This is a genomic window from Variovorax sp. 770b2 (genome assembly GCF_900115685.1).
GTDB lineage: Bacteria > Pseudomonadota > Gammaproteobacteria > Burkholderiales > Burkholderiaceae_C > Variovorax.
Map to the genome: position 1 here is coordinate 3,127,214 of NZ_FOXJ01000001.1, position 15,425 is coordinate 3,142,638.

Below are 15,425 nucleotides of genomic sequence, written 5' to 3' on the forward strand. Positions count from 1 at the left end.
AACTCAGGAGGCCAAGCCTCCAGGTGCAAAGGCTCTATGAAAACAATTCGGCGCCAAAAGAGCGCAGCGAAGTCGCCGCGGCTGTGCGGGTCGTCGATGCGTCTTGCGTTGTCTGGAATTGCTTCATGGGGCTCGTGCGGCTGGCCGCAACGTGATGGTTGATCTTTGGGGGTCGGAGGCTAACACCGCTCCAACGATCCGACAACAGGAGCGTTGCACGCGAGCACCACCAGGTGTGCGCCGCGCTTCATCGCAAATGTCGGCAGGCCGCGTTCGTGGCGCTGTGGCACAGATCACGTCAGAACGCGGGCCAAGAGCAGCCAGCCAGCTTCAAGGCAGAATCCGCCCGATAGCAGTCATGCAAGGCAACGCATCGTGCCGCGCCAGTTCACGAGGAGCGCTCATGGCAGTGGGAGTGACGGCAGGGTCAATCACGAACGAACTCGGTGCGCCATCGTTCGTTCACTCGTTCTTCTCGACCATCAGCGCGCATTGCGAACCCGACGGGTGGGGCAGCCAGTTCCCGCATCTGATGAACGAGCTTTACCAAGGACACCTGCCTCATGGGAACGCCTTGCGCGCGCTCGATGAACTGCGGCTGGCAAAAGCCACGCTGGGCAAATTGCCTCCTTCAGCCGTGGTGTGGGACATCGAGAACCGCCAGGCCAGACCTCCGTGGGGAAACAACATCGCATCGCACATCACGAGCCTGGGCAATTACACAAGCAGCGGGCGTGACGTGTTCGATGTTCTCGAGCGAGCTCTTGCAGCTTCGGCCCAAGAGCGGCGGGATGCCGTCCTTCAGTGACAGGTTTCCGTCGACTGGATGCCGACTTTCGACGCGCATGACGGGTGACGGCCAGGAGCAGTTGGAAGGTCAGTGACTTATAAAAAAATGCAGTCGAAGGAGGTTTGAATGGGCGATGTTATTCATGGAATCGAAGCCATCTGGAAAATCGAGAGCCTGCGGCCCTGGCTCCTGGGTGGCATCGCAGTGGCATTGGCTATCGGTGGCCTGGCGGCCGCAATGCATTCGTGGGCGCGCCGCAAAGGTGTGGACGATGCGATCGGGCAACGGGTCCATCCCGCCGTGCGTTTTGCGATATCGCTGTTGCTTGGATTGGGCTGCGCTGCTGTGCTGGCGCGCAACGATGTGCAATGGCCGATTCCCGTGGTGGGGATCGCGCTCTCGATCTTCTTCATGGCGTTTTTCGGAATCCAGGTGTTGCGCGGCACACGGGAGTAGGAACGACCGGACACAAACGTCACGCCGGATTCATTGCCGCAAAAGTGGCGTCGTAGCGCCCGTCCCGCTCGGCCCAGCGCCGGGCCTTGTCGCGCTCGACCAGCACTTCGCCCCGGGGGTGATCTCCCGCTTCCAGCAACTGCATGACCTCGGCCACGTACACGGCAACCGGCATGGCGCGCGGGTCCGACGCCTGGCTGTCGCCCGTGAGCTCGGTCTGCACATAAGGCGGTGCCAGTTCCAGCACTTCGACGGGGACATGGCGCAGCTGATGCCGCAGCGATTGAAGCCATGAGTGCAGGAACGCCTTGCTCGCGCAATAGCCCGGAAAGTCGGCGCGGGGCACGAAGGCGAGGTTGGAGCTGGTCGCCATGAGGGCCGCGTCCGGCTGCCCTTTGAGCATCGGCAAAAACGCCGCCGCGACGCGCAGCACGCCCAGGATGTTGGTCTGCACGATGGCCTCGACAACGGACGCGTCCCAGCCATCTTCGGCCATGTTCTCCGCCCGCGAAATGCCGGCGTTGGCGATGAGCACATTGAGTTCGGGAAGCGCGCGCGAACGTCGCTGGCCAGGCGTGGCAGCGAGGCGGGGTCGCCGAGATCGAGCGGCAGGCCGACCAGGCCAGGCCGGCGCGCCGTGATGTCGTCGAGCAGCGCTTGCCGTCGCCCCGTGACGATGACGCGATTGCCGCGGTCGTGGAAAACCTCGGCGAGCGCACGGCCGATGCCGCTGGTTCCGCCGGTGATGAGGATGGTGTTGCCGGTCATTTTCATGGTCGATGTTCCTTGGTTGCGTCGGGGTCGTAGCAGGGGGAGTGATGGCGCCCTCGCCTCTCGTCCTCGAAGAGGTCGGTCGATGCGCCGCGTAAAAAAGAAAGTTGGGCCATGGAGGAACGCGGATGCGCTCCCCATGCGCAAAAGATTGCGGCGTTATTCGCTGCGACCCAGCCGCAGGGAAGGCAGCAGGCACAGGGCCGCGCAGGTCGCGCCGGCGCCCACGAGAAAAGCCGCGGTGATGCCGAACCACTGGATCGCGAACCCGACCACCGGCCCGGTCACGCCCATCGCGATATCGGCGAAGGCGATGAAGTTGCCCACCGCGCGGCCGCGCTGTTCGGGCGGCACGGACTGCGTCGCAAGCACGCCCATCGCGGGGAACACGAGCGAGAATCCCAGGCCCGTGAGCGTCGCCCCCAAGAGGGCCATGCCCGGCGCATGCGCGCCCCAGACGAGCAGTTGTCCGATGGCTTCGAACGCCAGTGAGCCGATGGCAACGCGCGTGGCGCCGAAGCGGTCCGGCAGGCCCGAGCCGACCAGGCGCACGAGCACGTAGGCGGCGCCGAAGCCGATGAGCGCCGTGCCGGCATGCGGCCAGCCGTGCGCGGCGTAGTCGAGCGTAAGGAACGCGGCCATCGCGGCATAGGGCACGGTGGCCAGCGCGAGCACGAGGCCCGGTCGCCAGATCAACCCGAGCACGCGGTGGAACGCCACGCGCTGCCCACCGGCGCCGGGAACGGCCGGCAGGCGCAGCGCAATGGCCCAGGCGAGCATCGGCGTGAGCACCGTCAAGGCGCCGACACCGACGAAGCCATAAGCCGCCTGCACGGCCAGCCCGAGCGACGCGCCGAGCCCGAGCGCGGCATAGATCGCGATGCCCGTCCAGGACATGACCTTGCCGGTGCGCGCGGGCCCCACGCGCGCGATGCCCCAGCTCATCAAGCCGGTGAGGAACAGGCTCTCGCCAAGGCCCGCCACCACGCGTCCGAGAAGCAGCACGGCGAGCTTTGCAGCAGGGTCGATGGGCAGCACGCTCGACAGGCCATAGGCCAGGCCCGAGCAGGCGGTGAGTGGAAGCCCCAGGAGAACGGCGGCGCGGGGCCCGCGCTGGTCGCAGAGCGTGCCCGCCCGATGGCGTGTGAGCAATGTCGCGAGCGACTGCAGGCCGATGGCCCAGCCGACGGTGGCCGCGCCGAACCCGAGATGGTCGCGTACCTCCAGGGCCAGGGCGGCCAGCGGGACGCTGATTGCAAGGAATCCGAGGAAGACCGCCAGTACCACGGGAGCAAGCCCCGTCAATGCAGAGGGGGTCCCGAACGGGCGAACGGATGCAGGGGAAAAAATTGATGTCATGCCAAGGCGCGTCTTTATGGATCGAGATATTCCCTACTGGGATCCTCTCGACAAAGGACGCGTTGGATGACGGTAACGCTTACGACAGTGCCGCGAAGGCGCTGCGGCGGCGACTATAACTTCGTCGCTTCGACGCGGTCAATACCCTTTTGCAGCACCCGTCATCCGTTCTCGCGACTTCACTTCTTGGGGGCTCCGATGTACGGGCGGTTGTCGTTGCCCTTCGTTGCGTGGCTTTCGATGGCGAGTATTTCGAAGCCCGCGGCATCGATGTGCACGCTCAATTCCGTCGCACGAAAGATGCCTGCAAGTATCGATCGGACCACGAAAAGCGCCGCCGAACCAGCTTCCTTTGCATACGGCGTGGCAGCCGGGTAGGCATCAAGCGTGCAGGTCCAGCCCTCTCCACGCCTCGAACACCTCCACCTGCTTTCGCAGCCAGTCCGCAGGCACCGAACTTGTCCCCCAGTGATGCAGCCGGCCGGCTGCCTCGCCGAGGTTCCACAAGTGCCGAAGCTGAATGAACAGCGGCAATGCGGCCACGTCGCGGTCACTTATTTTTCCGCCGCCCGCCCGGTAGCCGCGCAGGTAGTGCATCCAGCGCTCGCGCAGCGTGTCGTCAGGTTCCTTGAGGCTTTTGCGAAACAGGTACGACCAAGGCATCACGCTCAGATCGTATGCAAGGAACCCCGGGCCGGCATCGTCGAAATCGAAGAACACGGTTTTCTTGGTGCCGGTCGCATCCGTACCCACATGGTTGTTGAATCCGTGCGTGTCGCCGTGGCAGACGACCCGCGTCAGGCCGCCTTCGGCTGCGACCAGTTCTTCAAGCACGCGGTCGACCAGCCGGCGATAGGTTTCCAACAGGTCCGCATCAAGCTCCGGGTACGCCTTCAGGTAGCCCAGCGTCTTGCCGGCAAGGTGCTCGCCGTCGAGCGTGTAGCCACTGGATGGGCCCGCGTAATCGCGCGCCGCCTCGTGGATGTGGGCCAGCGCGCGGCCGGTCAGTTCGAATTCGTCCAGCGTGTCGGGAATCGAGCCTTCTGCGTGGTGAAACAAGGCCAATGCACGCGGACCTTCGGGGAATTGCAGTTGGATGTGCGTGCTCCCGTTCGCCGCCGGCACCGGCGCCGCCACTCCCGCGCCGTTGGCCGCCAGGTGCGTCAGCAGCGCGACTTCGAAATCGACGTTGAAGCCGCCGCGCGGACGGATCGAGTACAGGCGCGCGACGTACCGGGTCCCATCGGCCGAACGCAGCGCGTAGTTGTCGTTCAGACCCCGGCGGATCAGGTGGCACTGCTGCACCGGAAAACCATGGTGCTGCGCCACCCAGCGTGCAACAGAGAAGGCGGCAGCCGTGGTGTGGGTGGGGACGAGATTGGGGTCGCTCTTTTTGCTATCGGTCATGGCGCATTGTTCCTCGAACGGTGGGCCTCACAAAGGCTCCCCGTCATCAGCCCTTGCCGCCGCGCCCGGTCTTCTTCGCCGCCACGTTGCGCGCCACCTTGCGCGCCGGCTTGAGCACAGGCGCCTCGCGCGCCGACTTCATGTGCCCGCTCTCCCCCGAAGTCACCCCGACGATCTTGGCAAGCTGCCGGCTCACGCTCACATACGCATGGCCGATGCTGCTGTCGTAGTACAGCGAATCGCCGCGCGCCAGGTGCACCACGTCGCCCGTGTCGAAGTGCACCTCGATCTCGCCCGACAGCACATAGGCGAACTCTTCGCCCGGATGCCGCGCGAAGTCTTCCGGGCCGTTGATGCGGCGCGCGTGCACCGTGCCGACGACGGGGCTCATCTGCTTGCCGGCGGCCGAGGTGCCGAGGAACTCGTAGGCGAACGAGAGGCCGCGGTAGACCACGCCCTTGCCCGCGCGCGTGATCACGGGCCCGTCGAACTGCGCGGGCTTGACGCCGGCGCCCGCGAACATCGCGTTCATGTCCATCTCGAGCGCGCGGCCCAGCGCGGCGAAGTTTTCATAACCCAGCGCAAGCTGGCCGCGCTCGGCGCGCGAGATGGTGGTGATCGACACGCCCGAACGCTCGGCCAACTGCGCCAGCGTCCAGCCGAAACGCTTGCGCGCGGTGCGCAGGCGGTGACCGAAAGTGGTGCGGTCCAGCGTGGGCGCCTCGTCCTTCGGCTTCATTCCGGGTTTCATGCCCGTCTTGGTCCCTGTGTGTGGATTCACGCTTGGCTTTCTCTTTGTAGTGCATGGCGATTCTGCCAGCGGCATCGCACGCCATCCATGGCAACCCGGATGACCCGGGCGCAGAAGTTGCGTATACGCAAATTGCATTGACGCAAATTTCACCGATGAGGTGCACCATGGTTTCCCCTTGGTGCGCCGCAAATAATTTGCGTATCCGCAAATTTCTTTCTACACTTTTCGGCGATGACATCCAGTACAACAACGCCCACAGTGGTCGACTTCCTCGTGATCGGCGGCGGCATTGCCGGGGCTTCGGTGGCCCATTGGCTCGCGCCGCATGCCCGCGTGATCCTGCTCGAACGCGAGGCCCAGCCGGGCTATCACTCCACCGGCCGCTCGGCTGCGCTCTTCATGGAAAGCTACGGCACGCCGCAGGTGCGCGCCCTCACCATGGCGAGCCGCGCGTTTCTCCAGCATCCGCCCGAAGGCTTCTGCGAACACCCGTTGCTCACGCCGCGCGGCGCGCTGATGGTCGGCGGCACGGCACAACTCGCCGAGCTCGACGCCCACTGGGACGTGCTGCGCGCCATGGACACGGGCGCCCAGCGCCTGAGCAGCGAAGAAGCGCTCGCGATGGTGCCTGCCCTCCGGCCCGGGCAGGTGGCCGGCGGCGTGTACGAACCCGATGCGGCCGACATGGACGTGCATGCCATTCACCAGGGATACCTGCGCGGCATGCGAAAGGCCGGCGGCCAGCTGGTGTGCGATGCGGGAGTGACGGCCATGGAGCGCATCGGCGAGCGCTGGCGCGTGACGGCCGGCGGCAACGTCTACGAAGCGCCGGTGGTGCTCAACGCCGCGGGCGCATGGGTCGACACCGTCGCGAAGCTCGCGGGCGTGCAGCCGCTGGGCATCGAGCCGCGCCGCCGCTCGGCCTTCATCTTTGCGCCACCCGAGGGCGAGAGCGTCGCGCATTGGCCCATGGTCTTCGGTGCCGACGAAGGCTGGTACATCAAGCCCGACGCCGGCATGCTGCTCGGCTCGCCGGCCAATGCCGATCCGGTCGATCCGCAGGACGTGCAGCCCGAGGAGATGGACATCGCCATCGCGATCCACCGCATCGAGGAGGCGACCACGCTGGCCATCCGCCGCCCCACGCGCACCTGGGCGGGCCTGCGCTCCTTCGTGGCCGATGGCGACCTGGTCGGCGGCTTCGAGCCCGATGCGCCCGGCTTCTTCTGGGTCGCGGCGCAGGGCGGCTACGGCATCCAGACCTCGGCGGCGATGGGCGAAGCCTGCGCCGCACTGGCCCGCGGGCTGCCGCTGCCCGAGCGCATCGCGGGCTTCGGCCTCACGGCCGAAATGCTCGGACCGCAGCGGCTGCGCACCGCCGCAGTCGCCTGACAAGAACACCCCTCACTCCTACAACCACAGAGACCATCCCCATGCGTGTCTTCAGTGCCTCCCTCGCCACCGAAACCAACACCTTCGGCCCGATGCCCACCGGCCTGGCCTCCTTCAAGGACCGCGGCCACTTCCCCGCCGGCAAGCACCCCGATGCGATGACGCTGTTCTCGGGCCCGCTGTGGGCCGCACGCATGCGCGGCGCGGACAAGGGCTGGCAACTCTTCGAAGGCATGGTGGCCGGCGCGCAGCCCAGCGGCACCACCACGCGCCACGCCTACGAGACGCTGCGCGACGAATTGCTCGACGACCTGCGCGCGGTGCTGCCGGTGGACATGGTGCTGCTCGGCCTGCACGGCGCGATGGTGGCCGACGGCTATGACGACTGTGAAGGCGACCTGCTGGCGCGCGTGCGGCAGATCGTCGGGCCCAAGGTGGTGATCGGCGCAGAGCTCGATCCGCACAACCACCTCACGCCCGAGATGGTCGCCAATTCGGACCTGATGATCTCCTTCAAGGAGTACCCGCACACCGACGTGCTCGAGCGCGGGCTCGAACTGGTGGACATCTGCGCCGCGATGGTCGAGGGCAAGGTCAAGCCGGTGGCCGCGGTGGTGGACTGCGACATGATCGTCACGGTCCACACCTCGCGGGAACCTGCGCTTGGCTTCGTCAAGCGCATGCAGTCGCTCGAAGGCAAGGACGGCGTGCTGTCGGTCTCGCTCACGCACGGCTTCTCGTGGGGCGACGTGCCGGAGATGGGCACCAAGGTGCTGGTGTACACCGACGGCGACCAGGCCAAGGCCGATGCCCTGGCACGTCAGCTCGCCGACGAAGTGATCGCGATGCGCGACGGCCTCACCGTGAACTACCCGAGCATCGACGCCTCGCTCGACGAGGCGCTGGCCTTCGACGGCGGCCCGGTGGTGCTGTCCGACGGTGCCGACAACCCCGGCGGCGGCGCGGCGAGCGACTCCACCTTCATCCTGCGCCGCATGGTCGAGCGCGGCATCGCCAACGCGGCGCTCGGTCCGCTGTGGGACCCGATCGCCGTGCGCATCGCCTTCGATGCGGGCGTGGGCGCCAAGCTGGCGATGCGCATCGGCGGCAAGATCAGCCCGCTCTCGGGCGATCCGCTCGATGCGGAATGCACCGTGAAGGCGCTCAAGCACGACCTGGTGATGACGGGCCTCGCGGGTACGCCCACGCCGATGGGCGACTGCGCGCTCATCGAGACCAACGGCATCGAGATCGTGCTGATCACGCTGCGCAACCAGGCGATGGGCACCGACCTGTTCACGCAGCTTGGCTGCGACCTCGCGGCCAAGAAGATCATCGTCGTCAAGTCGTCGCAGCACTTCTATGCGTCGTACTCGAAGGTGGCCAGGCACGTGATCTACGCCGGCGCGCCGGGTGCCGTGACGCTCGACCTGAACACCCTGCCCTATAAAAAAGCGCGGCTGCCCAAGTGGCCCATCGGCGTCGCCGCGTGATTCCCTTTCCTTTTTTCTTTTGCCCACCCGGAGTACCGACGATGAAACGACGAACGCTTGCCGCATTTGCCGCCCTGGCGCTTTCCGCCGCGTGCCTCCCGGCGCTCGCCCAGACACCCGCGCCCAAGACGCTCAAGGTGGTGGCGCATGCGGACCTGAAGATCCTCGACCCGACCTTCACCACCGCCTACATCTCGCGCAACTTCGGCTACATGGTCTACGACACGCTGTTCGCGCAGGACTCGAGCGGCAAGCCGCAGCCGCAGATGGTCGAGAAGTACACCGCATCGAAAGACGGCAAGCAGTGGAGCTTCACGCTGCGCCCGGGACTGAAGTTCTCCGACGGCAGCGCCGTCACCTCGGCCGACGCGGTCGCCTCGCTGCAGCGCTGGGCCGCGCGCGACAGCCTGGGCCGCGCAATGACCGCGAGCGGCGCCGAGTGGAAGCAGGTCGATGCGCGCACCTTCACCCTCACGCTCACCGAGCCCTTCGGCATGGTGCTCGATGCGCTGGCCAAGCCCTCGGGCTTTCCGCCGGTGGTGCTGCCCGAGCGCATTGCCAAGCTGCCGGCCACCGCGCCGCTCACCGAGGTGCTGGGCTCGGGCCCCTTCATTTTCAAGCGCGACGAATGGGTGCCGGGCAACAAGGCGGTGTTCGTGCGCAACCCCAACTACGTGGCGCGCAGCGAACCGCCCAACGGCCTTGCGGGCAGCAAGAAGAGCAACTTCGATCGCGTCGAGTGGCTGTACCTGCCCGACTCGAACAGCGCCATCGCGGCCCTGAAGCGCGGCGAGGTCGACCTGGTCGAACAACTGCAGCCCGACTACATCGCGCCGCTGCGCGCCGACACGAGCGTGAAGATCGGCTCGGGCGGCGCCTACCAGGGCTTCCTGGTGATGAACCAGCTGCACCCGCCCTTCAACAACCCGAAGGTGCGCCAGGCGCTCTTGCAGGCGGTGAACCAGGAGCGCTTCGTCGCGGCCATGGGCTATCCGCTCGATATGCGCATGGCCTACTGCCCCACCTTCTTCATCTGCGGCAGCCCCAATGAAACGGCGGCCGGCGCCGAGCCCTACCGCAAGGCCGACGTGGCCAAGGCCAAGAAGATGCTGGCCGATGCGGGCTACAAGGGCGAGAAGGTGGTGCTGCTGGTTCCGAGCGACGTGCCCTACCTGAACGCCGAGGCACTGATGGCCGCGCAGACCATGAAGAGCATCGGCATCAACGTCGATGCGCAGAACCTGGACTGGGCCTCCATCGGCGCGCGCCGCGCCAAACGCGATGCGCCCGAGGCCGGCGGCTGGAACATGTACGTGACGGTGGCGGGCGAGTTCGATGCCAACTCGCCGATCAGCAACGCCTACCTGGGCGCGGCCTGCGGCAACACGCTGCCGGGCTGGCCCTGCGACAAGCAGCTGGACGACCTGCGCACCGCATGGCTGAAGGAGACCGTGCCCGCCAAGCGCAAGGAGCTGCTCGACGCCTTCCAGGCCCGCGCCTACGAGGCGGTGCCGTACATCAACGCGGGCCAGTACTCGGCCGCCTTCGCCGCGCGCGCCAACCTGAAGGGGCTGGACAAGCTCTGGGCCGGCATGCCGATGTTCTGGGCGCTGGACCGCTGACGGCCACGCGACGCGCGCACTGCCATGGGCTACATCGTTCGACGCTTTCTCTCGACGCTTCCCGTCATGGCGGTGGTGGCCGTGGTGGTCTTTCTGTTGATCCACCTGTCGCCGGGCGATCCGGCCGCGCTGATTGCGGGCGACCTCGCGAGCGTGGAAGACATCGAGAAGCTGCGCGCCGCGCTCGGGTTGAACCTGCCGCTGTGGCAGCAGTTCGCGCTGTGGCTGGGCAAGCTCTTCACCGGCGACCTGGGCACCTCGATCTTCACGCAGGTGCCGGTGTCGCAGCTGCTGGGCCAGCGGCTGGAGCCCACGGTGTCGATCGCCGCGCTCACCATGCTCATCACGCTGGTGGTGGCGGTGCCGCTGGGCACGCTCGCGGCCTACCGCGCGGGCAGTTGGGTCGACCGGCTGGTGATGGTGTTCGCAGTGCTCGCGTTCTCGGTGCCGGTGTTTCTCGTGGGCTATCTGCTGATCTATGCGTTCGCGATCCAGCTGCCGTGGTTTCCGGTGCAGGGCTACGTTCGCTTTGCGGAGGGACCGGGCGAGTGGCTGCGCTCGCTGGTGCTGCCGTGCGTGAACCTGGCGCTGGTGTACATCGCGCTGGTGACGCGCATGACGCGCGCCACGGTGCTCGAAGTGCTGCACGAGGACTACATCCGCACCGCGCGCGCCAAGGGCCTGGGCGTGTTGCCGGTGCTGGGGCATGCGCTGCGCAATGCGGCGATCCCCATCGCGACCACCATCGGCGTGGGCATTGCGCTGCTGATCGGCGGCGTGGTGGTCACCGAGACGGTGTTCGCCATTCCGGGCGTGGGGCGCTTGGTCATCGACTCGGTGCAGCGCCACGACTACCCGGTGATCCAGAGCGTGCTGCTGCTGTCGGCGGGCGTGTACGTGCTGATCAACCTGCTGATCGACCTGAGCTACAGGCTCTTCGATCCGCGCATCCAGTACTAGATGAGCCCATGTCCACCGTACTCCCGATGAGTGACCTCCCCCTTCCTGCCGCACACGCGGCCCCGGCCGACGAAGCGCCCTTCGTGCCGCCGCGCTGGCGCTGGGTGCGCAAGCACCCGACGCTGATCGTCGGCGCGCTGCTCCTGATCGCCGTGGCAGCGCTCTCCATCGCCGCGCCGTGGATCGCCACGCACGACCCGCAGGACATCGACCCGCTCGCGCGCATGCAGGTGCCATCGGTCGAGCACTGGTTCGGCACCGACGCGCTGGGCCGCGACGTGTTCAGCCGCGCGGTGTGGGGCGGGCAGGTGTCGATGATCGTCGGCGCCTCGGTCGCGGTGCTGGCGACGGTGTTCGGCGTGCTGATCGGCCTGTTCGCGGGCTTCGTGCGCTGGGCCGACGGGCCGGTGATGCGGGTGATGGACGGGCTCATGGCCATTCCCGGCATCCTGCTGGCCATCGCGCTCATGGCGGTGACGCGCGCCAGCCTCACGACGGTGATCGTCGCCATCACGGTGCCCGAGATTCCGCGCGTGGTGCGGCTGGTGCGCTCGCTGGCGCTCACGCTGCGGGAGCAACTCTACGTGGAAGCCGCGCATGCGGTGGGCACGCGGCTGCCTGTCATCCTGTTTCGCCACGTGCTGCCCAACATGGTGGCACCGCTGATCGTGCAATCGACCTTCGTCGCGGCCGCCGCGGTGCTGACCGAAGCGGCGCTCTCCTTCCTCGGCGTGGGCGTGCCCGCACAAACGCCCAGCTGGGGCAACATGATGGCCGAGGGCCGCAACTTCGTGGCGGTGGCGTTCCACATCATCCTGTACCCGGGGCTGCTGCTGGCGGCCACGGTGCTGGCGATCAACCTGCTGGGCGACGGCCTGCGCGATGCGCTCGATCCGCGTCTCGCTCGGCAACTGTGAGCGCACCATGAAGCCCATGTCCCATGTCGCGCTCGCCCCCGGCGAGCCCTTGCTCGAAGTCGACAACCTGCGCACGCACTTCCACACATTGAACGGCGTGGTGCGTTCGGTCGATGGTGTCTCGTACACGGTGCGCGCGGGCCGCACGCTCGGCGTGGTGGGCGAATCGGGCTGCGGCAAGAGCGTGACGGCGCTCTCGATCCTGCGGCTCGTGCCCACGCCACCCGGGCGCCACATGGGCGCCGTGCGCCTGCGCGGCACCGACCTCATGCAGCTGAGCGAGCGCGAGATGCGGCAGATCCGCGGCAACCGCATCTCGATGATCTTCCAGGAGCCGATGACCTCGCTGAACCCGGTGCTCACCGTGGGCCGGCAGATCGCCGAGACGGTGCAGCTGCACCAGAAGGCCAGCCGCGCCGAGGCGATGCAGCGCGCGGTCGAAATGCTGCGCGTGGTGCAGATCCCCGAGCCCGAGCGGCGCGTGAACGAGTACCCGCACCAGCTCTCGGGCGGGATGCGGCAGCGCGTGATGATCGCGCTGGCGCTGGCCTGCAACCCCGAGGTGCTGATCGCGGACGAGCCGACGACCGCTCTCGACGTGACGATCCAGGCGCAGATCCTCGACCTCATCCGCCGGCTGCAGAAGGAGCTGGGCATGGGCGTGGTGATGATCACGCACGACCTGGGCGTGGTGGCCGAAAGCTGCGACCGCGTGGTCGTGATGTATGCGGGCAAGAAGGTCGAGGAGGCCGACGTGATCGATCTCTTCGACCGGCCGCTGCATCCGTATACGCGCGCGCTGATGGCCTCGATGCCGGCGATGAACACGGCGAGCGCGCGGCTCACGGAAATTCCGGGCCTGGTGCCGGCCGCGCACGAACTGGGGCGCGGCTGCGCCTTCGCCGCGCGCTGCAGCCATGCGCGCGAGCGCTGCCGCGTCGAGACGCCGCAGCTCACGCAGCAAGGCGGGGACCACGTGGTGGCGTGCTTTGCCGTCGAAGAACAATGGGCCGATGCAGAGGTGACCGCATGACGACGACCGCAGCCCCGCTGCTCCAGGTGCGCGACCTGCGCAAGCACTACATCTCGCCCAAGCGCTGGCTGCGGCCCGCGAAGCCGGCGATCCAAGCCGTCGATGGGGTGTCGTTTTCGGTCGCGCGTGGCGAAACGCTGTCGCTGGTCGGCGAGTCGGGCTGCGGCAAGACGACGACCGCGAAATCAGTGATGCGGCTGGTCGAGCCGACCTCGGGGTCGGTGGCGCTCGATGGCGAGGAACTGCTGACGCTCTCGGCCAACGAGATGCGGCTGCGCCGCCGCCAGCTGCAGATCATTTTCCAGGACCCGTATGCCTCGCTGAACCCGCGCCTCACGGCCGGCGACATCGTGGCCGAGCCGCTGCGCAACTTCGGCATGGGCGCTGCGGCTGAACGACGCGAGCGCGTGCAATGGCTGTTCTCGCGCGTGGGCCTCAGGCCTGAGGCGGCGAAGAAATTCCCGCATGAGTTCTCCGGCGGCCAGCGGCAGCGCCTGGGCATCGCGCGCGCACTGGCGCTGAACCCGAAGCTCATCGTCTGCGACGAGCCGGTGTCCGCGCTCGACGTGTCGGTGCAGGCGCAGGTGGTAAACCTGCTGATGGACCTGCAGGCGGAGTTCGGCATCGCGTACCTCTTCGTCGCGCACGACCTCGCGGTGGTGCGGCACATCAGCCACCGCGTGGCGGTGATGTACCTCGGGCACATCGTGGAGATCGCGGACCGGAACACGCTGTTCTCCGCGCCGCTGCATCCGTACACCGAGATCCTGCTGTCGGCCGTGCCCGTGCCCAACCCGCGCACGCCCGCGCGCCGCATGCTGCTGCAGGGCGATCCGCCGAGCCCCGCGAATCCGCCTTCGGGCTGCCGCTTCCACACGCGCTGCCCGATGGCGCAGGCTGTGTGCAAGGAGAAGACGCCCGAGCTGAGCGAACGCCCTTCGTCCTCGAACGGCGGCACCGGCACGCACCTGGTCGCCTGCCATTTCCGTTGAAGAAAGAACCCCACCGATGACCGACAAGACACCCCACTACGACCTGCTGATCCGCGGCGGCACCGTGATCGACGGCACCAAGGCACCGCGCTTCGATGCCGACGTCGGCATCATGGGCGGCCGCATCGCCGCCATCGGCCAGCTCGCCGGCCACACCGCCGACAAGACGCTGGACGCCACCGGCCGCATCGTCGCGCCGGGCTTCATCGATTCGCACACGCACGACGACCAGGCCGTGCTCTCGCAGGCGCAGATGCCGTTCAAGGTGTCGCAGGGCGTGACCACGGTGGTGGCCGGCAACTGCGGCATCAGTGCCGCGCCGCTGCGCGTGGACATGGACCTGCCGATGCCGCTGAGCCTGCTGGACACGCCGGCCGAGGGCCGCTTCACCACGTTCGCTGCATACCTCGATGCGCTGCGCGCCACGCCGTCGTCGGTGAACGTGGCCGCGATGGTGGGGCATTCGACGCTGCGTGCGGTGGTGATGTCCGACCTCGATCGTCCTGCGAACGAAGCTGAAATCGCCGCGATGCAGGCCTTGGTCGAGGAAGCGATGCAGGCCGGCGCCATCGGTCTTTCCACCGGCACCTTCTACCCGCCCGCAGTGAAGGCGACGACCGAGGAGATCATCGAAGTCGGCCGTCCGCTCACAGCGCGCAAGGCGCTCTACGTGACCCACATGCGCGACGAGAGCGACCGCGTGATGGAGTCGCTCGAAGAAACCTTCCACATCGGCCGCGCACTCGACATTCCGGTAGTGGTATCGCACCACAAGGTGCAGAACGCACAGAACTTCGGCAAGACGAAGGTGACGCTGCCCTTCATCAAGGAAGCGATGCAGCACCAGTGCATCGGCCTGGACTGCTATCCGTACACCGCAGGCTCCACCATGATCCGCACCGACCGCGGGATGATGGACGGCCGCGTGCTCATCGCATCGAGCGTGCCGCACCCCGAATGCGCGGGCCGGGACCTGAAGGACATCGCGGCCGAATGGGGCGTGTCGGGCGAAGAGGCGGCCAAACGCCTGCAACCGGGCAGCGCGATCTATTTCATGATGGACGAGGACGACGTGCAACGCATCCTCGCGTTCGACGACACCATGATCGGCTCCGACGGCATCCCGCTCGGCGAGAAGCCGCATCCGCGCCTGTGGGGTACCTTCCCGCGCGTGCTCGGGCACTACAGCCGTGATGTGGGTCTGTTCCCGCTGGAGACTGCGGTGTGGAAGATGACGGGTCTCACCGCGCGCAACTTCGGCCTGCACGAGCGCGGCACGCTGAAGCCGGGGCACCACGCCGACGTGGTGATCTTCAACGCGGCCACGGTGCGCGACACCGCGAACTACGAAACGCCGACGCAGCCGGCCGAAGGCATCGATGCGGTGATCGTGAACGGCGCCCTCACCTGGCAGCACGGCGTGCACAGCGGTGCGCGCAACGGGCAGGTGATCGTGCGGCGCGACGCGGCCTGACGGGG

13 protein-coding genes and 1 pseudogene are annotated in these 15,425 nt (G+C 67.3%); 10 read left to right on the forward strand and 4 right to left on the reverse strand.

Annotated elements, in window-relative coordinates; all coding sequences use genetic code 11:
• Positions 1–403: 403 nt before the first annotated feature.
• The gene (locus tag BM133_RS14510; RefSeq protein WP_093434621.1) at positions 404–808 is read left to right on the forward strand and encodes an Imm70 family immunity protein; all 405 of its coding nucleotides are present in this window, start codon (positions 404–406) and stop codon (positions 806–808) included.
• A gap of 108 nt (positions 809–916) precedes the next feature.
• A complete protein-coding gene (locus BM133_RS14515; RefSeq protein WP_093434623.1) occupies positions 917–1,246 on the forward strand; it encodes a hypothetical protein in 330 nt (109 codons plus the stop codon).
• A gap of 19 nt (positions 1,247–1,265) precedes the next feature.
• Here the strand turns inward: BM133_RS14515 and BM133_RS35750 are convergent.
• The 4 genes and pseudogenes from BM133_RS35750 to BM133_RS14540 all read right to left on the reverse strand — a co-directional run bounded on the left by BM133_RS35750 (position 1,266) and on the right by BM133_RS14540 (position 5,564).
• A pseudogene (locus BM133_RS35750) lies at positions 1,266–2,158 on the reverse strand (SDR family oxidoreductase).
• A gap of 18 nt (positions 2,159–2,176) precedes the next feature.
• A complete protein-coding gene (locus BM133_RS14525; protein WP_256219174.1) occupies positions 2,177–3,322 on the reverse strand; it encodes an MFS transporter in 1,146 nt (381 codons plus the stop codon).
• A gap of 435 nt (positions 3,323–3,757) precedes the next feature.
• Positions 3,758–4,783, reverse strand: a complete 1,026-nt coding sequence (locus BM133_RS14535) for a phosphotransferase enzyme family protein (protein ID WP_093434626.1) — start codon at positions 4,781–4,783, stop codon at positions 3,758–3,760.
• Between the two features lie 46 nt (positions 4,784–4,829).
• A complete protein-coding gene (locus BM133_RS14540) occupies positions 4,830–5,564 on the reverse strand; it encodes a helix-turn-helix domain-containing protein (RefSeq protein WP_093434627.1) in 735 nt (244 codons plus the stop codon).
• A gap of 204 nt (positions 5,565–5,768) precedes the next feature.
• On the opposite strand from BM133_RS14540, the gene BM133_RS14545 reads away from it, so the two are divergent.
• From BM133_RS14545 to BM133_RS14580, 8 genes are read left to right on the forward strand one after another with little or no spacing between them, the layout of a single operon-like run.
• Entirely contained in the window at positions 5,769–6,929 is a 1,161-nt protein-coding gene (locus BM133_RS14545) for an NAD(P)/FAD-dependent oxidoreductase (RefSeq protein ID WP_093434629.1), read from the forward strand.
• Positions 6,930–6,970: 41 nt separating this feature from the next.
• Positions 6,971–8,422 carry a M81 family metallopeptidase gene (locus BM133_RS14550; protein WP_093434630.1) on the forward strand — a complete coding sequence of 484 codons (1,452 nt, stop codon included), beginning with the start codon at positions 6,971–6,973 and terminating at the stop codon, positions 8,420–8,422.
• Between the two features lie 41 nt (positions 8,423–8,463).
• Positions 8,464–10,044, forward strand: coding sequence for an ABC transporter substrate-binding protein (locus BM133_RS14555; RefSeq protein ID WP_093434632.1), 1,581 nt, complete (start codon positions 8,464–8,466; stop codon positions 10,042–10,044).
• A gap of 24 nt (positions 10,045–10,068) precedes the next feature.
• Entirely contained in the window at positions 10,069–11,004 is a 936-nt protein-coding gene (locus BM133_RS14560; protein WP_093434634.1) for an ABC transporter permease, read from the forward strand.
• 26 nt (positions 11,005–11,030) lie between these two features.
• A complete protein-coding gene (locus BM133_RS14565; protein ID WP_093435349.1) occupies positions 11,031–11,921 on the forward strand; it encodes an ABC transporter permease in 891 nt (296 codons plus the stop codon).
• A gap of 7 nt (positions 11,922–11,928) precedes the next feature.
• A complete protein-coding gene (locus tag BM133_RS14570; protein ID WP_093435351.1) occupies positions 11,929–12,954 on the forward strand; it encodes an ABC transporter ATP-binding protein in 1,026 nt (341 codons plus the stop codon).
• A complete protein-coding gene (locus tag BM133_RS14575) occupies positions 12,951–13,946 on the forward strand; it encodes an ABC transporter ATP-binding protein (RefSeq protein ID WP_093434635.1) in 996 nt (331 codons plus the stop codon). The genes BM133_RS14570 and BM133_RS14575 overlap by 4 nt, the downstream gene beginning before the upstream one ends.
• 16 nt (positions 13,947–13,962) lie before the next feature.
• Positions 13,963–15,420, forward strand: a complete 1,458-nt coding sequence (locus tag BM133_RS14580) for an N-acyl-D-amino-acid deacylase family protein (RefSeq protein ID WP_093434637.1) — start codon at positions 13,963–13,965, stop codon at positions 15,418–15,420.
• The last annotated feature ends 5 nt before the right edge of the window (positions 15,421–15,425 follow it).